The organism is Mesorhizobium sp. P2_E7, from assembly GCF_056403855.1.
The window spans coordinates 39,487-57,326 of record NZ_JBFUER010000007.1; the positions used below are offsets into that span (position 1 = coordinate 39,487).

The window sequence follows — 17,840 nt, forward strand, 5'->3', positions numbered from 1 at the left end:
TGACTTGGGCTGCCTTTCGCCCTACCGCAAATACCGTTCCGGCCCCAGCTCCCGCACATCGATATCAGGCACTTTGCTGGAGATGATGTCGGACAGCACCTTGGCCGAGCCGCAGGCCATGGTCCAGCCGAGCGTGCCGTGGCCGGTGTTGAGATAGAGGTTGGAGAACTCGGTGCGGCCGATCAGCGGTGGCCCGTCCGGCGTCATCGGCCGCAGCCCGCACCAGAAAGACGCCGCCTTGAGATCGCCGCCATCCGGGAACAGATCGCCGACCGAATGTTCGAGCGTGCGCCGGCGCGATTCGTGCAGCCTGAGATCGAAGCCCGAAATCTCCGCCGTGCCGCCGACGCGGATGCGGTCGCCGAGCCGGGTGATCGCCACCTTGTAGGTTTCGTCCATCACCGTCGATTCCGGTGCAGCCGCTGCATCCTTGATCGGCACGGTGATCGAATAGCCCTTGACCGGATAGACCGGGATCGGACGCCTGAGCAGTCGCATGAACCGCGCCGAGTAGCTGCCCAACGCCAGCACATAGGCGTCGGCCGCGCGCGAGCGCTGGTCTGTGCCGAAGCTGACGATGCGATTGCGGTTCTTGGTGAAGCGCCTGATCTGCGTGCCGTATTCGAACGTGACGCCGCGCGCCACGCACAGCTCGGCCAATCTGTCGGTGAACATCTTGCAGTCGCCGGTTTCGTCGCCGGGCAGCCTGAGCCCGCCGACAAACTTTTCCCTGACGCCGGCCAGCGCCGGCTCGGCTCCAATGCAGCCGTCGGGATCGAGCAACTCGTAGGGCACGCCATATTTCTTCAGCACCTCGACATCGCCGCCCGTGCCGTCGAGCTGCTTTTGCGTGCGAAACAGCTGCAGCGTGCCTTTGGTGCGCTCGTCATAGGCGATGCCGGTCGCCTCGCGCAGCGCCTTCAGCGTGTCGCGGCTGTATTCGGCGAGCGGCACCATGCGCGCCTTGTTGATGGCGTAGCGATCGGCCGTGCAATTGCGCAGCATCTTGAGTAGCCACGTCCACATATGCGGATCGAAGGCCGGCCGCACCACCAGCGGGCCATGCTTCATCAACAGCCATCTGATTGCCTTCAGCGGAATGCCGGGACCGGCCCAGGGCGAGGCATAGCCGGGCGACACCTCGCCGGCATTGGCGAAGCTGGTTTCCAGCGCCGGCCCCTTCTGGCGGTCGAACACCGTGACCTCGTGGCCGGCCTCGGCGAGATAGTAGGCGGTGGTGACCCCGATAACGCCGCCGCCCAACACGAAGATCTTCATCGCATCACTCTCCAAGACGTCTGCCAGAGGCCGCCACGTCATGTCTGCCGGATTTTGCCGCGTCCGCCAAGGGGCCGCTTCTATCCACCGATATAGCGGCGGTGGAAGCGGGGGCCGAGGCTGGTCAGGATTTCATAGCCGATGGTGCCGGCATGGCCGGCGGCGTCATCGACGCTTTGTGAGGGACCCAGCAGTTCGACAAGGTCGCCTTCGCGCAGCCGGCCGGCCGGCAGCGCCGAAATGTCGAGAATGATCGAATCCATCGACACGCGGCCGACAAAGGGCAGCCTGACACCTTCGAACCAGGCAGCCGAAGCGGCGCGCCGGTGCCAGCCATCGGCATAGCCGAGCGAGATTGTCGCCGCGCGCAAGGGACCGCTGGTGCGAAACGCATGACCGTAGCCGACGCCCGCCCCGCTTTCGAGGCTGCGCGTCTGGATGACCTTTGCCTCGAGCCGCACCACCGGCAGCATCGGGTTCGCCTCGTCCGGCGTCGGGTTGATGCCGTAGAGCGCAGCCCCCGGTCGGGCGAGATCGAAACGATAGGGAAGGCCGAGAAAGATGCCCGAGGAATTGTCGAGCGACGCCGGCGCCCTGGGCAGCATTGTGCGCAGCCGTTCGAATTCCCTGAGCTGCGCATCATTGGCCGCATTGGTAGGTTCGTCGGCCCGGGCCAGATGGCTCATGACCAGGACAACGTCGACGCCGGCGAAGGCATCGGCCGCAAGCGCCTCGACCTCCGCAGGCGCCATCCCCAGCCGTGACATGCCGCTATCGACCTGAACGGCCGCCTTGAACTTGCGGCCGGCCTTTTGGCCGGCCTCGCTCCATGCCTTCAGCTGTTCGGCACTGTTGATGACGGGCACAAGATCCGCTGCAACCGCCTCCGGCTCCGATCCCGGCGGCAGGCCGTTCAGCACATGGATCTGCGGCCGCGGCCCGAGTGCCTTGCGCAGTGCTGCACCCTCAGCGAGATGTGCGACAAAGAAGATATCGCAGCCTTCGGCAACCAGTGCCGTCGCCACCTGCCGCGCGCCGAGCCCGTAACCGTCGGCTTTGACGACACCGGCACAGCGCACGCCGCCGAGCTTCGCCTTCAGCCGCCGATAATTCTCTCTGACAGCGCCGAGATCGATGGTCAGGATGGCGCCGGCGGCGGCTTCGCTGATCGGCTGCGGGCCGGCCTCATGTGCTGAATGCAGTGACTTCTCCGAGGCGCTGCTCATCCCGGCTCCTGACCAGAGCACCAAACAAACCCTATCAGTAAGGACAGATCATGGACGCCGCAACAGCCCAGCCCTTGGGCGGCCTACGCCAGATGCCGGAACGCCGCCACCACGTCCTCATAGACCTTTCGCTTGAACGGCACGATCAGGTCGGGCAGGTCCTGCATCGGCCGCCAGGCCCATTCATCGAATTCGGCGGTATGGCCGCCAGGTGGCGGATTGATCTGGATCTCGCTGGTCTCGCCGTGAAAGCGGTAGGCGAACCATTTCTGCGTCTGACCGCGATAACGCCCCTTGAAGGCGATGCCGACGAGATCGGGCGGCAGATCGTAATTGATCCAGTGCGGCGCTTCCGCCAGCAGTGTGACCGAGCGCATGCCGGTCTCTTCGTAGAGCTCGCGCCCAGCCGCCTGCAGCGGCTCCTCGCCCTTGTCGATGCCGCCTTGCGGCATCTGCCAGAGCTGCTTTGTGCCGGCGAATTCGCTGTCCGGTTCGGCGATGCGATGGCCGACCCAGACCAGCCCGTCGCCGTTGAGGATCATCAGTCCGACGCAGGGGCGATAGGGCAGCGTTTCGGGATCGATCTTTTTAGCCATCTGTCAGGTCCAGCCGTTTTCCAGAGTTCGCGCCGGTGCGGCAGATAGCGCTAATTCTTTTGCGGGTCGATGGCCACGGCCGAGATCGGCACGATTTCGATGCCGCGCTTCTTCGCCTCCGCGATCCAGGAGGTGAGGGTATCGACGGTGAGATCGAAGGCCGAGCCGATGCCGACGGCGGAACCTTTGGCGCGCGCGGTGGCTTCCAGCGCATCGAGCTTTTTCAGGATGGCGCCGCGATCCTGCACGGCATCGATCGCCATATCGCCGGCGACAAACGGCACGCCGTCCTTCAGGGCCAGGTCCGGCGCCAGGCTGCGCGCCGACGAGCCGTCATCGATATAGGCAAGGCCGCGCTTGCCGAGTTCAGCCATGAACGGTCCCATTGCGGTGGCGTCGGCGGAGAAGCGCGCTCCCATGTAGTTCATGACGCCGGTATAGTTGGTGGTCCGCGACAGCGCCCAGCGCAGGCTCTTCAGGTTCTCGTCAGGGCTTGCCGCCACCGTCAGCGTGTTGCGGCCGGGATTGACGTTGGGGTAGTCGAACGGTTCGAGCGGCACCTGCATGACAACCTCATGCCCGCTCTGCCTTGCCGCCTGCATCCAGCGGCCGATGCTGTTGCCTTGCGGGGCGAAGGCCAAGGTAACTTCCGCCGGCAGCTTGGCGATCGCCGCCTGCGTGCCGGTCTGCGACACTGCAAGCCCACCGATGACGATTGCCACGCGGGCGCCGCGTGAGCCTGACCACGGCCTGGCATAAACATCGAAAGGCCGCCGGCCGTCAGCGGCGCGGACCGGCAGCGGGCCGGTGTCGCTGGCCTCGATCAGCGCCTTGTCGGGAATATGCGCGACCTTCAGATTCTGACCGATCGTCGACGGGTCCTGGATGACGATGGCTGCATTTGGTGGGCCGTCGCCCTCCTGGGTCTGCACATGAATGATCTGCGGCCCGGCTGCCTTGGGCGGCGTTTCCGGCTTCGGCGCCGCGGGCGCGGCAGTTGGCGCCGCCGCGGCAGGCTCCGCTGCCGCCGTCACCTTCGGCGTCGAGACCACCGCCTGTTCGAGCTTGCGAAACGGCTTTTCGCGCAGCGCGATCGCGCCGGAGATGCCGAGCGCGGCCAGCACGACCAGTGTCGTCGCGACAGCACGGGCGCTCAACCCGCGCGACGCAGCGCGCGGCCGGACGGTCTGTCCGAGCGGGCGTTCTATGTCTTTGCCGATGTCAGCCAAGCCGCATCCCCGGCGCATGATTCCGAAAGGCTTCGGAAGGCGCAAATTCCAAACTCTCGGCGCGTCCCCGGCGCCGTTGAGGCACGGCACGTCAACCGCTCCCCCGAATCAAACTGCCGGAACCTCGCGGTCCCGGCAGCATTGCATTGCTTCGATCAGGCAGCCAGATGCATGTCGCTCAAAAGTGGTCCCGGTTTGGGACAACGACATGCATCAAAAGAGTCCCGCCTGTCGACTTTACTGGTTGAGCACGGCCTTCTCCGGATTCGGCGGGAACGCCGGATCGGTCTTCTGGCCACGCAACAGCTGTTCGGCATAGATGAGCTGCAGATCATCCTTCGGATCCGGTGGCACATAGGCTGCCGAGCCCGAACCGGTATCGCTCTCGTCGGCGCCCTTGATGTGGCCCTTGAGGTCCGATTCGCCGCGGGTCAGGTCCCTGCCCTGCAGTTCGGGCGGCAGCGGCTGGTCGACCTTGATATCGGGCGTAATGCCCTTGCCCTGGATCGACTTGCCGGACGGCGTGTAATAGAGCGCCGTCGTCAGGCGCAGCGCGCCATTCTCGCCAAGCGGGATGATGGTCTGCACCGAGCCCTTGCCGAAGGACTGCGTGCCGACCACCGTGGCGCGGCGCAGGTCCTGCAGCGCGCCGGCAACGATTTCCGAAGCACTGGCCGAACCGCCATTGACCAGCACGATCAGCGGCTTGGCGCCGATGTCATCGCCCGCCTTGGCGTCGAAGCGGGTGACATCCTTCGGGTCGCGGCCGCGGGTCGAGACGATCTCGCCACGGTCGAGGAAGGCGTCGGACACGCTCACCGCCTGGTCGAGCAGGCCGCCCGGGTTGAGGCGCAGATCGAGCACATAGCCTTTGAGCTTGTCGTTCGGCACCTGCTTCTTGATGGTGTCGATGGCGTTCTCAAGGTCGTCATAGGTCTTTTCGGTGAAGGAGGTGATCTTCATGTAGCCGATGTCGTTCTCGACCCGGAACTTGACCGCCTTGACCTTGATGATGTCGCGCACGACGGTCAGTTCGATCGGCTTGTCGGCGCCCTGGCGCAGGATGGTGAGCTTGATCGGCGTGTTGACCAGGCCGCGCATCTTCTCGACCGCGTCGTTCAGCGTCAGGCCGCGAACCTCTTCGCCGTCGATCTTGGCGATATAGTCGCCGGCCAGCACGCCTGCCTTGGCGGCCGGGGTGTCGTCGATCGGCGTGATCACCTTGACCAGGTCGTTCTCCATGGTGACCTCGATGCCGAGGCCGCCGAACTCACCCTTGGTCTGCACGCGCATGTCCTGCGCCTGCTCGGCATTCATGTAGGAGGAGTGCGGATCGAGCGAGGCAAGCATGCCGTTGATGGCGTTTTCGACCAGCGACTTGTCGTCCGGCGGCGTCACATACTGCGCCCGCACGCGCTCGAAGATATCGCCGAAGATCGCCAGTTGCTTGTAGGTTTCGGAGCCTGCAGCGTTCGCCGTTGAGCCGGGCGCGCCATAGACCAGGCTCATCGCTGACGCGCCCATCAGCGCACCGGCAATAAGAAGCGACAGTTTCCGCATCATTTCACGTCCTTCCAGAGAAGCGGTCCGCCCACCATGGGGTCGGATCGACGGGTTTTCCATCCTTGCGGAACTCGACATAGAGTTCCGGCGTGGCATTTTCATTCTTCGAGGCCGAGGTGCTTGCCACCCGGGCCTCTCCCATCGCGCCGACCGGCTCTCCTGCGAGCACCGACTGGCCAGACGCGACGCTGATTCTGCTCATCCCCGCCAGGACGACATGATAGCCGTCTCCCGCATTGAGGATCAAGAGTTGACCATAGGAGCGAAAAGGCCCCGCATAAAGCACATTTCCATCCGCCGGTGCCGTGACGATGGCTCCCGATTGTGTCGCAACCATGTCGCCAAGCATCACCGCGCCGTTACCGTCATCGGCCCCGAAACGGCGCTTGATCTTGCCGGTGACCGGCAGCGAAACCTGACCCTGAAGCGCCGAAAACGGCGCCGAGGCGGTGAGGCGGTTGCCTTCCGGCACCGGCAAAGAGGCAAGCTCGGTCGACGCGGTTGTGTCCGCGTCCGGCTTGTCGCCGTCGGCCGCCTTCTGCTCGCCTGCCTTGGCCGCATCCGCCGCTTTGCGGCTTTTGTCGGCCTCGAGCGAAGCGATCAGCTCCTTCAGGCTGCCGGCCTTGGCCGCAAGCGCCTGGGATCGCTGCTTTTCCGCCACCATCGCGGTCCAGGTGTCCGCCTCAAGCTTCTGCTTGGCCTCGAGCAGCATCGAGAGGCGTTTCTTCTCCGCCGTCTGTTCGCCGACCGCCGCCGTCAGCCGCGTCCGCTCGGCTTCGATCGAGGCGGTCACCCGCGTCTGTTCCTTGAGGTCGGCCAGCAATTTGTCGGTCTGCTGGCGCAGTTCCGGCACCACGGCGCCGAGCAGGATGGCGCTGCGCACCGACGACAGCGCGTCTTCCGGCTTGACCAGGATCGCCGGCGGCGGATTGAGCCCCATGCGCTGCAACGCGCCCAGCACCTCGGCCAGCACATCGCGCCGCGCAGCCAGCGAGACGCGAATCTTCTCCTCCTCGCCCTTCAGCCCTTCGAGCCTGGCGCCGATATCCTCGATGTCCTGGCCGAGCTTCTGCTCGGTCATCGCCGACTGGATCAGCGCCGCGGTAATCGAGGCATGGTCCTTCTTGACCGCCGCAATGTCTGCGGCGAGCTTGGCCAGCCGTTCGGATGACAGCGTGATCTCGGCCGAAACCTTTTCATATTCAGCCCGGCTCTGATCGGGGTCGGGTGCCACGTCGAGCGTGTTTTCGGCCCGCGCAAGCCCGAGCGACAGCAAAATCACTGCCGCAGCGATGCCGCAGCGCGCGCCCCCGAAGCCCGTTCCTGATGTCTTGCTGTCAGCCATTGAAGCCCGACTCTATGCGTGGCTTCGTTAACGAACCATCAACCATGATCGAAACCGAAGCCTAGCACAAAACAGCCGCGTATTGAGGCGGAAATCCGTACGATTGACCTCAACCCACTGCTTTAAGAACGATGATAGGGATGTCCCGAGAGAATCGTCGCCGCCCGGTAAAGCTGCTCGCCCAGCATGACGCGCACCAGTTGGTGCGGCCAGGTCGCCGCGCCGAACGACAGCACCAGATCGGCCTGGTCGCGAACCGATTGGTCGTGCCCGTCGGCGCCGCCAATGGCGATCACCAACGCCTTGCGGCCGCTGTCACGCAGCTGGCCGATGCGGCTGGCTAGATCGTCCGAGGTCAGGTTCTTGCCGCGTTCGTCGAGCAGGAACAGCGCCGTGCCCGGCTGTAGCTGCGCCTGCAGCTTCTGGCCTTCCTCGCGGCGGCGTTCATTGGCGTTCTGGGAGCGGCCTTCGGCGATCTCAGAAATACCGGAGAATTCGAGCCCGATCGCCGGGCCGCTTTTGCCGAAACGATCGAAATAGCGGTCGGCCAACTCTCTCTCGGGGCCGGTTTTCATCCGGCCCACGGCATGAACTGATATCTTCATCCGTGCCTCGCCGAGCTTTCAGCCCATGTCGCACCCACGACGGTTACGACATGAGACGGAGCTCAGTGCAAGGTCTCTTCCTCGAGATCCGGCGCCTGCCACATCTTTTCAAGATTGTAGAATTCGCGGACTTCGGGGCGGAAGACATGGACGATGATGTCGCCCGAATCGATCAGGACCCAGTCGGCGCCGGACAATCCCTCGACGCGCGCCATGCCGAGACCGGCATCCTTGAGCGCCTTGAGGAGATGGTCGGCGACAGCCGAGACATGACGGTGCGATCGGCCCGATGCGACAACCATGTAGTCGCCGAGGCTCGATTTCCCCTGAATGTCGATTGAGACAATATTTTCGGCCTTGGAGTCTTCCAGACTGGCAAGGACTGTCTTGATGGCGCGGGATACGGCGTCGTCTACGCTGATCCTGGCCGGCGAAGGCACGATGTCGGCCTTCTTCCGCAGTGCTGTTCTCAGTGTATTTCCTTTCGCAGCAAGAACAACCAAATCACCCATGAAATCAGGTGACACCCCATAGATAGGCAGAGTTCCGTTGCAGTTTCAAGACGTAGGCTCTGCGAGCGCGAACGTAGCGCCAACCTTTCGGTTCCGCCGGGCTTCAAAAAAATCGGAACCGATGGCGTCTGCCACGGTTATCGACACGTTATCCCCCCATTCCCCAAACCGGATTTTCCTGATGCCTATCGACCCCCAGAACACGCTTCTCACCGTGCAGGCCGGGCTTGCGCAACTCAGCACGCTGATCGTTTCCTATTCCTTTTCCGCCATCGGCGCCGTCATCCTGCTGGTCGTCGGCTACATCGTGGCCGGCCTCGCCGAACGCGCAATCTTTAGCGGGCTCGGCCATATCCATGGCTTCGACGCGACGCTGCGGCATTTCTTTTCGAAGATCGTCCGCTACGCCATCCTGATTCTGGTCGTCATCATGGTGCTCGGCCAGTTCGGCGTGCAGACGGCCTCGATCATCGCCGCCATCGGCGCCATCGGCCTGGCAATCGGTCTGGCGCTGCAAGGCACGCTGCAGAACATTGCCGCCGGCATCATGCTTCTGGCGCTGCGTCCATTCCGCATCGGCGAATATGTCGAGGTCGGCGCCATTTCCGGCACGATCGAGGAAATCGGCCTGTTCGCCACCAGCCTGAGGACGGTCGACGGCGTCTATGTGCTGGCGCCCAATTCGACTCTGTGGAACCAGCCGGTCCGCAATTTCACCCGCAACGGCGTGCGCCGGACCGACATCACGCTGAGCATCGGCTCCTGGAACGACATCGACCTGGCCCAGAAAACCATGCTCGGCGTCGCCGGTGGCGAGCGTCGCGTGAGGCGCGAGCCGGTGCCGATTGCCTTTGTCTCCACCGTCGGCGATGCCAGCGTCGCCATCACCTTGCGCTACTGGACGTCGGCGGCGGATTTCTTCGCCACCCAGATCGATCTCACCAAGCGCGTCAAGCAAGCCTTCGACGCAGAGGCCATCTCGGTCCCGGCGCCGCCACCGGAAGCGCGGCAGGAGGCTGCCGCCACGAGGCAGTAGGTCTCGATTGCTCTAGCGCTGCTCTTCCGGCGCGTAGGCGAGTTCCACCGGCAGCGGCGCCTGCGCCGACATCGGCGCGAAATTGCCGGTCTCCGTGGCGGGGACGGCGCGCGTCGTCGCCACCCGCCACAGCACGAACAGGCAAAAGACGGTAGCGATGACGATCGCCACATAGATGAAGGCCTGCGTGCCATAGACGGCCGACAGGGCCGTCACGATGCCCGGCACGATGAAGCCCGCCAGCGACCAGGCAAACAGCAGCGAACTCGACAGTGCCACCATGTCGTCCTTGCCGGCGCGGTCCGCGGCATGCGCGCTGGCCAGCGAATAGATCGATTCCGAAGCGCCGTCCCAGATCACATAGATCACCACCAGCATGGCCAGCGCGCCACCGTCGAAACCGATGGCGAGCAGGCCGGCAACGATGGCGAGCCCTGCGGCCCCGGCCAGCACATAGCGGCGGTCGGTGCGGTCCGAAATCCAGCCGAGCGGGATCTGCAGGATCAGCGTGCCGACCGGCATGGCCGAGAGCAGCAGCGCCACATCGGCCTGGCTGTAGCCCTTGGCCGTGGCGTGGATCGGCGCAAAGCCCGAGATCGCCATCGACAGGCCGCCGACGGCCAACATGCCGGCCACGCCGACCGGTGAGATCCGCCAGGCGCGCCCGAGCGCCACCGAGGCCGCGCGAGGTGGTGGCGGTTGAGCTAGACGGGTCATGCCGACCGGCAGGATCGACACCGCGGTGAAGGCAATGCCAATCAGCGGCGCCTGCGCCGACGCGATGTCGACCGCCGCAAGTAGGGCATAGCCAACGCCGAGCCCGGCGACATAGGCGACGTAGAACACCGCCATCACCCGGCCTCTGATGGCGTTGGCGACGGCATCGTTGAGCCAGCTTTGGGCGACGATGAACAGGCCGCATATGGCAAAGCCGTAAAGCGAGCGCGCCGCGATCCACAGCAGCGGATAGGTGCCGGCGCCGATGGCGGCGTTGGAGAGCGCAATCAGCGCCGACAGCACCATGAAGGCGCGGGCGTGCCCGACGCGCCGCACCAGCGGCCCGGTCAGGATACAGCCGGCGAGGCCACCGGCCGACAGGCCGGTGATGATCAGCCCGGCCCAGGTCGGATCGAAGCGCTCGACGCCGAGCCGGACCGGGATATAGGCGAACATCAACCCATTGCCGACTGCGATCAGCGCCATCGATACGACGACGCTGGCAATCGCGATCACCGGCGCCGGCGGGGCGCCGTGGTCCGGGTCGATGTCGGTTTGGTTCACTGGATTGGCCATATCCGGCGCAGCATCGCCCAGCCAGTGGCGAAAGACCGCCGTAAAAGCGACATCGGCGATCTGGCCTTACGGAGTTATCCCTTGGCCTGCTTTCGGATAGCACTCGACGACAGCGACGAGCGTGGGCCGTGAATAAACGTCCAGGCCGGCGCCTTCATGCGCGCCAACCTCGGTGCGTCACCCTCATCGACGCGGGCATAGTCGAAGGTCTTGGCGACGACCGAAGACAGGAAGGACAGCGTGGCGCCCGGGCGGTCGATGACGGCGATTGGGAAGGTCATGACGATCTGGCGCCAGCGCTGCCAGCGGTGGAAATCGCGAAGTGAGTCGGCCCCCATGATCCAGACGAAATCGACGCCGGGATTGCGCGCCTTGACCAGCGCCAGCGTGTCGGCGGTGAAGCGGATATGATGCGCCGCCTCGAAAGCGGTGACCTTGATCTTCGGGTTCTTGGCGATCTGTTCCGATTGCAGCAGCCGGTCGCTGAGCGGCGCCAGCTCGCGCGTGCTCTTCAACGGATTGCCCGGGGTGACCATCCACCAGAGCTGGTCGAGCGCCAGGCGGCGCAGCGCGATTTCGGCCACCAGCGCATGGCCGGCATGCGGCGGGTTGAAAGAGCCGCCGAACAGGCCGACGGCAAGGCCTTTTTCTGCATGCGGCATACGGAGGTAGTGGGAGGGGATGGCGGGCTGAAGGGGCGACAGCATGGTGCTCAAGCGCCCCCCTCTGTCCTGCCGGACATCTCCCCCTCAAGGGGGGAGATTGGCAGCTTCAATGACGGCAGAAATTCTGCAGCGGCGGCGATTGGCGAAATCGGAAATGACGGCCAATCTCCCCCCTTGAGGGGGAGATGCCCGGCAGGGCAGAGGGGGGTGGCTGGGCGCAAGCTTCAGGCCCTTTGGCCGAAAAACGTCAAGGCCTCACCTGTCCCGACCCGCGCACGCGGTATTTGAACGAGGTCAGCTGTTCGACGCCGACCGGCCCGCGCGCGTGCATCTTGCCGGTGGCGATGCCGATTTCGGCGCCCATGCCGAATTCGCCGCCATCGGCGAATTGGGTCGAGGCATTGTGCAGGAGAATCGCCGAATCGATCTCGTTGAAGAAGCGCTCGACCGCTTGTGGATCCTCGGCAATGATCGCCTCGGTGTGATGCGATGAAAACGTCTCGATATGCTCGATGGCCCCGGCAATCCCGTCGACCAGTTTTACAGCGATGATGGCGTCGAGATATTCGGTCACCCAGTCGGCGTCGGTCGCCGGCTTGGCGTCGAAGAATACTTTCAGCACCTCAGCATCGGCATGGATCTCGCAGCCGGCCGCACGGAGCGCGTCGAGGATCGGCACCAGATGCGTGGACGCAACCGCGCGGTCGACCAGCAGCGTCTCGGCGGCGCCACAGACACCGGTGCGCCGCATCTTGGCGTTGACCGCGATCTTCACCGCCATGTCGAGATCGGCCGAACGGTCGATATAGAGATGGCAGATGCCTTCGAGATGGGCAAAGACCGGCACCCGCGCCTCGCTCTGCACGCGGCCGACCAGGCTTTTGCCGCCGCGCGGAATGATGACGTCGAGATTGCCGGAAAGCCCCTTCAGCATCTCGCCGACAGCGGCGCGGTCGGTGGTCGGCACCAGCTGGATGGCGTCTTCCGGCAGGCCAGCCGCCTTCAGCCCCTCGACCAGGCAGGCGTGGATGGCGGCGGACGAATTGAGCGAGTCCGAGCCGCCGCGCAGGATCACCGGATTGCCGGCCTTCAGGCAGAGCGCGCCGGCATCGGCCGTCACATTCGGCCGGCTCTCATAGATGACGCCGACGACGCCGAGCGGGGTGCGCACGCGCTCGATCTGCAAGCCGTTCGGCCGGTCCCAGGCGGCGATGACATCGCCGACGGGGTCCTTCAATTCGGCGATTTCACGAATGCCGTCGGCCATGGCGCGGATCCGCGCCGGATCGAGCTTCAACCGGTCCATGAACGAGGCGGACAAGCCCGATTCGTGGCCATTCGAGACATCGATGGCGTTGGCGTCGAGAATCTCCTGCTGGCGCGCGATGATCGCGTCGGCCATGGCGACAAGCGCGGCATTCTTGGCGGCAGTAGTGGCGATGGCCAGCGGTCGGGCCGCAGCGCGGGCCTTACGGCCTGTCCGTGCCATCAAACTGGCTACATCTTCGCCTTGGTGTTTGTTCAACATCTGACCGCTCCGGTGAAGCTTGGTGGATTTACACGCGGCCGGCCTTCGCGGCAATGGCTGCGAATTTGGAGGCAGCATGAAGAGCGCCATGGTCCTCTTTGCATTGGCCGCGATCCTGGCTCCTACCGCCCTGCGCGCAGCCGACTACTGCGACGACAAGATCGAGCCCGGCGAGAGCCCGGACGGTAAGGCCATGATTATGTACAGTTTGATGGTGCAGCTAGCGCTTGCCGAACGCTATTGCGGCGCGCCGGCGACGCCGCTCTCTCGGATCGCCGTGGTTGTCGAAGAGTTTCATGGATGCGGGCCACGCGCCCGACTTGAAGCGGAAGTGGAAAAGAGGTCGAAGGACGATACCCCTGCGAAAATAACGACGACCGACGAACTTATTCGCGATGTCGTCGCCGGAGACGATACGGGCATTTCTCAAATCGAGATCGATCGACGAGCCAAAGCCGGCATCGAAGAAGAGATGGGAGGCTGCAGCGAACTGCTGAAAACTCAACGCGACGTCCAGGAAAGGTACCGCAACCCACCCAAATGGCCGCCCGCACCTGACAAGTAGCACGCCTCAGCCTCAGTCCGCCGCGCCGCTCACCACAAGGTCGTCCCGGTGGATCATCGCCGAGCGCGCCTCGTAGCCGAGCACGGTTTCGATCTCGGCGGTCTTCAGGCCTGCGATTCTGACGGCATCGGCGGCATCGTAGGCAACCAGCCCGCGCGCGATCTCCCGGCCCTCGGGCGACAGGATCGCCACCGTGTCACCCCGCGAAAAATTGCCGCTGACCAGCCGGACACCGGCCGGCAGCAACGACTTGCCCGACAACAGCGCGCCGATGGCGCCGGCGTCGACGGTGAGCCGCCCGGCCGGTTCGAGCTGGCCAGCGATCCAGGTCTTGTAGCCTTTCACCGGATTGGTGCTCGGCTTGAAGAAGGTGGCGCGCTCGCCGCGCTCGATCGCCATCAGCGGCGACAGCCTGGTGCCGGAGGTGATGATCATGGCGGTGCCGGCGGCAGTGGCGATCTTGCCGGCGTCGAGCTTTGTGCGCATGCCGCCGCGCGATAGCTCGGACGCCGCAGCACCCGCCATCGCCTCGATATCCGGCGTGATGCGGTCGACCACAGGAATGAATTTTGCGTCGGGATCGCGCGCCGGCGGTGCGGTGTAGAGCCCGTCAATGTCGGAGAGCAGCACCAGAAGGTCGGCGCCCATCATCGTGGCGACGCGCGCCGCCAGCCGGTCATTGTCGCCATAGCGGATTTCGGAGGTCGCCACCGTGTCGTTCTCGTTGATGACCGGCACCGCCTTCATCTTGAGCAGCGTCGAGATCGTCGCACGGGCATTGAGGTAGCGGCGGCGCTCTTCGGTGTCGCCCAGCGTCAGCAGGATCTGGCCCGATTTCAGCGCGCCCTTGCCCAGCGCATCCGACCATGCGCCGGCCAGCGCGATCTGCCCGACGGCGGCCGCCGCCTGGCTCTCCTCAAGCTTCAATGCCCGCTTGCCGAGACCGAGAATGGTGCGGCCAAGGGCAATGGCGCCCGACGACACGACGAGGATCTCGGCGCCGCCATTGGCCAGCACCGCAATGTCGTCGGCCAGCGAGGCCAGCCAGTCGCGCTTCAGCCCGCTGCTGCGGTCGACCAGCAAGGCCGAACCAATCTTGACCGTGATGCGCCGGTATTTCTTAAGCGAATGCGCCGTCATGGTTATGAATTCCAGCGGGTCTCGACGGGAGCGGCGGCTCTGTCGCGCGCTTCGCCCACCACCGCCATCAGCGCGCGCAGCACTGCTTCGACGCCTTCGCCGGTGACGGCGGACAACAGCATTGGCGCGCGGCCGGCGGCACGCTTCAGCGACGCCGCCTTCTTCTTGCGTGCATCGGCATCGAGAATGTCGACCTGGCTGAGCGCAACGATCTCGACCTTGTCGGTCAGGCCATTGCCGTAGGCCTCGAGCTCGGCGCGCACGGTCTTGTAGGCCTTGCCCGGGTTTTCCTCCTGCGCCGACACCAGATGCAAAAGCACCCGCGTGCGCTCGACATGGCCGAGGAACCGGTCGCCGATGCCGACGCCTTCATGCGCGCCTTCGATCAGCCCCGGAATGTCGGCAATGACGAATTCGCGCGCGTCGATGCGGGCGACGCCCAGGCCCGGATGCAGCGTGGTGAAGGGGTAGTCGGCGATCTTCGGCTTGGCGGCGGTCACCGCCGCGAGGAAAGTCGACTTGCCGGCATTGGGCAGGCCGACCAGTCCGGCGTCGGCGATCAGCTTGAGCCGCAGCCAGACATTCATCTCTTCGCCGGGCAGGCCGGGATTGGCGCGGCGCGGCGCCTGGTTGGTCGAGGTCTTGAAATGCTGGTTGCCGAAACCGCCATTGCCGCCCTTGGCCAGGAGATAGCGCTGGCCAACCACGGTCAGGTCGCAGATCAGCGTCTCATTGTCCTCGGCAAACACCTGCGTTCCGGCCGGCACTTTCAGCGTCACGTCGGCGCCCTTGGCGCCCGTCATGTTGCGGCCCATGCCGTGGACGCCGGTCTTGGCCTTGAAATGCTGCTGGTAGCGATAGTCGATCAGCGTGTTCAGCCCGTTGACGGCCTCCAGCCAGACATCGCCACCGCGGCCGCCGTCACCGCCATCCGGGCCACCGAACTCGATGAACTTTTCGCGCCGGAACGACACCGAACCGGCGCCGCCGTCGCCGGAGCGGATATAGACCTTGGCCTGATCGAGAAATTTCATTGGATTACGCAGTTTCTGCTGTTGGACTTGCGGCTTTGCTCTAACCTTGCGCCTTGCTCTAAACCAAGGCGGACCGAAGGGCGAGGCCGATTTGCGACTAAAGCGCCGGATGCCCTTTTGCCGGGGAAGCGGTAGCAGTGTTCCCGGGACGGGGCGTGGGGGATGTGAGCATGAAGGTAGTCACCTATAACATCCAGTACGGCATCGGCCTCGATGGCCGCTACGATCTCGGCCGCATCACCGATGCGGTGCGCGGCGCCGACGTGATCGCGCTGCAGGAAGTGACCCGCAACAATCCGAGGAACGGCAACCGCGACATGGTGACCGAGATCGGCGAGGCGCTGCCCGAGTATTTTGCCGCTTATGGCAGCAATTTCGAGGTCAATGTCGGCTCGCGCCTGGAGGCCGGCCGCGCCATCACCACGACATTCCAGCTCGGCAACATGGTGCTGTCGAAGACGCCTATCCATCTGTCGCGCAATTTGCTCTTGCCGCGCTCGCGCAGCCTCGAGGCGATGAATTTCCAGCGCGGCGCGCTGGAGGCGCTGGTCGAGACGCCACTCGGCTTCGTCCGCTTCTATTCCACCCATCTCGACCATCGCAGCCCGGTTGAACGCGCCAGCCAGATCCGCTTTCTGCGCCAGCGCCTGTTGAACTATGCTCTCGAAGGCGGCGGCCTCTCCGGCATTCCCGAGATCGGCCTGCCGGACCTGCCCTATCCCGAAGCCTTCATCGTCATGGGCGACTTCAACATGCTGCCCGGCTCGTCCGAATATGTCGAACTCGTCGGCCGACCGGACCACGAGTTCGGCATGCCGCTGACCGCCGATCTCGCCGTCGATGTCGCCCAGCGCCTCGACGCGTCGGACATCGTCACCTGGGTCGATCCCAACCGACCGCAGGACACAAGCCGCCACAAACGCATCGACTACATCTTCACCTCGGCCTCGCTCGCCGGATCGCTGAAGCGCCTGTGGGTCGACGAGAAAGCCGTTGGATCGGACCATTTGCCAGTCTGGGTCGAGATGGGCTGACCGGCGACTGTTCATCCGGCGGCGTTTTTGCGGTCGACGATCGCCATCATGATCGTATCCAGGTATTGCTCGTCGATTTTGACCGCGTCGCGCTGCACGCCCTCCGTAACAAACCCGACCTTCTCGTAAAGCGAGATGGCGCGGGCATTGTCGGAATGCACGGAAAGCTCAATGCGGACAAAGCCGATCTTGCGTGCTTGAGCCAAGGCCGCATTGATAAGCCGCAGTCCCAGGCCACGTCCTCGATAGTCCGGCACAATCCCCATTCCAAGGGCACCGCGATGAGCATGTATCTGCCGATCATGCCGTGAGATATCGCACCAACCGACAACCTCACCACGAACAACGGCCACGAACCCTGGGTCGCCTCTCCCGATGCGGTCCAATATGAATGTTCGGGTTTGATCGAGCGGCGGCGCTTCCAGGAAAGACAGGTACTTCCGCTCACGCGAAACGATGTCGAGCGCCTGGTGAAAACTCTCGACATCGCGCGGCGTTATCGGCGCAATCGTGATTGCTTCGATATCGTTGCTCTCATCAGCCATCGGCCTGACCGGCACAAACCATCAAAAATGGACCCAATTCCGCAGGCTGATCCAGGTCTTCCTGTCCAGCCGATAGCGCTCGACCGGCACCTGGCCGGCGACGATCGAGTTCAGCATGCCTTGGCCGGCATACTGGAAGCCGCACTTGTGGATGACCCGGCGCGAGGCCGGATTGATCACCCGCGTCGAGGCCTGCAGCACCTGCGTCGAGGTCCGCTGAAAGGCGAGGTCGACCAGCGCGTGCGCGGCCTCCGTCGCATAGCCGCGCTTCCAGTAGGGTTCGCCGATCCAGTAGCCGAGCTCCAGCCCGCGATCGGTCATGTTGAGGCCGGCGCAGCCGACGAATGTGTCGGTGCCGGCCAGCGTCAGGGCGTAGGCGATGCCGGCGCGGCGCGATCTCGTCATGGCCAGGAAGGCACGCGCCTCGGCCTCGCCATAGGGATGCGGCATGCGGGCCAGCATTTCGGCGACATGACGGTTGTCGGCAAGCTCGACCAGTTGCGCAATATCGGCTTCGCACGGAGCGCGCATCAGCAGCCGCTCGGTGGCTAGCACCGGGCAGTCTATCGCGTAACTTTCGTCTTCGGTGTCTTCCGCTTCGGCAACCATTTGACGTCCTCCAGGCAAGAAAAAAGGGGAGATGGAA

General features: G+C 64.5%; 18 protein-coding genes. 3 read left to right on the forward strand and 15 right to left on the reverse strand.

Annotated features, from left to right (window positions below; genetic code table 11):
* Window positions 1–21: 21 nt before the first annotated feature.
* The 8 genes from AC1DYC_RS26875 to rsfS all read right to left on the reverse strand — a co-directional run bounded on the left by AC1DYC_RS26875 (window position 22) and on the right by rsfS (window position 8,282).
* Entirely contained in the window at window positions 22–1,278 is a 1,257-nt protein-coding gene (locus AC1DYC_RS26875) for a D-amino acid dehydrogenase (RefSeq protein ID WP_477410743.1), read from the reverse strand.
* An 80-nt stretch (window positions 1,279–1,358) separates the two neighbouring features.
* A complete protein-coding gene (alr, locus tag AC1DYC_RS26880) occupies window positions 1,359–2,504 on the reverse strand; it encodes an alanine racemase (protein ID WP_477410744.1) in 1,146 nt (381 codons plus the stop codon).
* 83 nt (window positions 2,505–2,587) lie between these two features.
* Window positions 2,588–3,100 carry an RNA pyrophosphohydrolase gene (locus AC1DYC_RS26885; protein ID WP_477410745.1) on the reverse strand — a complete coding sequence of 171 codons (513 nt, stop codon included), beginning with the start codon at window positions 3,098–3,100 and terminating at the stop codon, window positions 2,588–2,590.
* 50 nt (window positions 3,101–3,150) lie between these two features.
* The gene (locus AC1DYC_RS26890) at window positions 3,151–4,329 is read right to left on the reverse strand and encodes a divergent polysaccharide deacetylase family protein (protein WP_477410746.1); all 1,179 of its coding nucleotides are present in this window, start codon (window positions 4,327–4,329) and stop codon (window positions 3,151–3,153) included.
* Between the two features lie 237 nt (window positions 4,330–4,566).
* Entirely contained in the window at window positions 4,567–5,892 is a 1,326-nt protein-coding gene (locus AC1DYC_RS26895) for a S41 family peptidase (protein ID WP_192252503.1), read from the reverse strand.
* 1 nt (window position 5,893) lies between these two features.
* On the reverse strand, window positions 5,894–7,237 hold the full coding sequence (locus AC1DYC_RS26900) for a murein hydrolase activator EnvC family protein (RefSeq protein ID WP_477410747.1): 1,344 nt from the start codon (window positions 7,235–7,237) through the stop codon (window positions 5,894–5,896).
* A 122-nt stretch (window positions 7,238–7,359) separates the two neighbouring features.
* Complete coding sequence (gene rlmH / locus AC1DYC_RS26905; protein WP_477410748.1) at window positions 7,360–7,842, reverse strand: 23S rRNA (pseudouridine(1915)-N(3))-methyltransferase RlmH; 483 nt, start codon at window positions 7,840–7,842, stop codon at window positions 7,360–7,362.
* Window positions 7,843–7,904: 62 nt separating this feature from the next.
* Window positions 7,905–8,282, reverse strand: coding sequence for a ribosome silencing factor (rsfS, locus tag AC1DYC_RS26910; RefSeq protein ID WP_112559829.1), 378 nt, complete (start codon window positions 8,280–8,282; stop codon window positions 7,905–7,907).
* A 253-nt stretch (window positions 8,283–8,535) separates the two neighbouring features.
* On the opposite strand from rsfS, the gene AC1DYC_RS26915 reads away from it, so the two are divergent.
* A complete protein-coding gene (locus AC1DYC_RS26915) occupies window positions 8,536–9,390 on the forward strand; it encodes a mechanosensitive ion channel family protein (protein WP_477410749.1) in 855 nt (284 codons plus the stop codon).
* Window positions 9,391–9,402: 12 nt separating this feature from the next.
* Here AC1DYC_RS26915 and AC1DYC_RS26920 read toward each other — a convergent pair whose 3' ends face one another.
* From AC1DYC_RS26920 to AC1DYC_RS26930, 3 genes are all read right to left on the reverse strand, one after another.
* Window positions 9,403–10,683, reverse strand: a complete 1,281-nt coding sequence (locus AC1DYC_RS26920) for an MFS transporter (protein WP_477410750.1) — start codon at window positions 10,681–10,683, stop codon at window positions 9,403–9,405.
* 74 nt (window positions 10,684–10,757) lie between these two features.
* Window positions 10,758–11,345, reverse strand: coding sequence for a nicotinate-nucleotide adenylyltransferase (locus AC1DYC_RS26925; protein ID WP_023684122.1), 588 nt, complete (start codon window positions 11,343–11,345; stop codon window positions 10,758–10,760).
* A 250-nt stretch (window positions 11,346–11,595) separates the two neighbouring features.
* A complete protein-coding gene (locus AC1DYC_RS26930; RefSeq protein ID WP_477410751.1) occupies window positions 11,596–12,876 on the reverse strand; it encodes a glutamate-5-semialdehyde dehydrogenase in 1,281 nt (426 codons plus the stop codon).
* 76 nt (window positions 12,877–12,952) lie between these two features.
* Between AC1DYC_RS26930 and AC1DYC_RS26935 the strand changes: the two genes are divergently transcribed.
* A complete protein-coding gene (locus AC1DYC_RS26935; RefSeq protein WP_477410752.1) occupies window positions 12,953–13,441 on the forward strand; it encodes a hypothetical protein in 489 nt (162 codons plus the stop codon).
* Between the two features lie 12 nt (window positions 13,442–13,453).
* Here AC1DYC_RS26935 and proB read toward each other — a convergent pair whose 3' ends face one another.
* Together proB and obgE are read right to left on the reverse strand one after the other, a co-directional pair.
* Window positions 13,454–14,581: a glutamate 5-kinase gene (gene proB / locus AC1DYC_RS26940; RefSeq protein WP_477410753.1), complete on the reverse strand. Its 1,128-nt coding sequence runs from the start codon at window positions 14,579–14,581 to the stop codon at window positions 13,454–13,456.
* Between the two features lie 2 nt (window positions 14,582–14,583).
* On the reverse strand, window positions 14,584–15,615 hold the full coding sequence (gene obgE / locus AC1DYC_RS26945) for a GTPase ObgE (RefSeq protein ID WP_477410754.1): 1,032 nt from the start codon (window positions 15,613–15,615) through the stop codon (window positions 14,584–14,586).
* 170 nt (window positions 15,616–15,785) lie between these two features.
* On the opposite strand from obgE, the gene AC1DYC_RS26950 reads away from it, so the two are divergent.
* Entirely contained in the window at window positions 15,786–16,649 is an 864-nt protein-coding gene (locus AC1DYC_RS26950) for an endonuclease/exonuclease/phosphatase family protein (RefSeq protein ID WP_477410755.1), read from the forward strand.
* 11 nt (window positions 16,650–16,660) lie between these two features.
* Here the strand turns inward: AC1DYC_RS26950 and AC1DYC_RS26955 are convergent, their stop codons facing one another.
* Both AC1DYC_RS26955 and AC1DYC_RS26960 read right to left on the reverse strand, forming a co-directional pair.
* Window positions 16,661–17,194, reverse strand: a complete 534-nt coding sequence (locus AC1DYC_RS26955; protein ID WP_477410756.1) for an N-acetyltransferase family protein — start codon at window positions 17,192–17,194, stop codon at window positions 16,661–16,663.
* Between the two features lie 21 nt (window positions 17,195–17,215).
* Entirely contained in the window at window positions 17,216–17,803 is a 588-nt protein-coding gene (locus AC1DYC_RS26960) for a GNAT family N-acetyltransferase (RefSeq protein WP_477410757.1), read from the reverse strand.
* Between the last annotated feature and the right edge of the window lie 37 nt (window positions 17,804–17,840).

Coding starts and splice junctions, on each gene's coding strand:
- AC1DYC_RS26895 (WP_192252503.1), bottom strand. CDS start 5,892: ATGATGCGGAAACTGTCGCTTCTTATTGCCGGTGCGCTGATGGGCGCG.
- AC1DYC_RS26875 (WP_477410743.1), bottom strand. CDS start 1,278: ATGAAGATCTTCGTGTTGGGCGGCGGCGTTATCGGGGTCACCACCGCC.
- AC1DYC_RS26950 (WP_477410755.1), top strand. CDS start 15,786: ATGAAGGTAGTCACCTATAACATCCAGTACGGCATCGGCCTCGATGGC.
- AC1DYC_RS26960 (WP_477410757.1), bottom strand. CDS start 17,803: ATGGTTGCCGAAGCGGAAGACACCGAAGACGAAAGTTACGCGATAGAC.
- AC1DYC_RS26955 (WP_477410756.1), bottom strand. CDS start 17,194: ATGGCTGATGAGAGCAACGATATCGAAGCAATCACGATTGCGCCGATA.
- rlmH (WP_477410748.1), bottom strand. CDS start 7,842: ATGAAGATATCAGTTCATGCCGTGGGCCGGATGAAAACCGGCCCCGAG.
- AC1DYC_RS26915 (WP_477410749.1), top strand. CDS start 8,536: ATGCCTATCGACCCCCAGAACACGCTTCTCACCGTGCAGGCCGGGCTT.
- AC1DYC_RS26900 (WP_477410747.1), bottom strand. CDS start 7,237: ATGGCTGACAGCAAGACATCAGGAACGGGCTTCGGGGGCGCGCGCTGC.
- AC1DYC_RS26885 (WP_477410745.1), bottom strand. CDS start 3,100: ATGGCTAAAAAGATCGATCCCGAAACGCTGCCCTATCGCCCCTGCGTC.
- proB (WP_477410753.1), bottom strand. CDS start 14,581: ATGACGGCGCATTCGCTTAAGAAATACCGGCGCATCACGGTCAAGATT.
- AC1DYC_RS26935 (WP_477410752.1), top strand. CDS start 12,953: ATGAAGAGCGCCATGGTCCTCTTTGCATTGGCCGCGATCCTGGCTCCT.
- AC1DYC_RS26920 (WP_477410750.1), bottom strand. CDS start 10,683: ATGGCCAATCCAGTGAACCAAACCGACATCGACCCGGACCACGGCGCC.
- obgE (WP_477410754.1), bottom strand. CDS start 15,615: ATGAAATTTCTCGATCAGGCCAAGGTCTATATCCGCTCCGGCGACGGC.
- AC1DYC_RS26925 (WP_023684122.1), bottom strand. CDS start 11,345: ATGCCGCATGCAGAAAAAGGCCTTGCCGTCGGCCTGTTCGGCGGCTCT.
- AC1DYC_RS26930 (WP_477410751.1), bottom strand. CDS start 12,876: ATGTTGAACAAACACCAAGGCGAAGATGTAGCCAGTTTGATGGCACGG.
- alr (WP_477410744.1), bottom strand. CDS start 2,504: ATGAGCAGCGCCTCGGAGAAGTCACTGCATTCAGCACATGAGGCCGGC.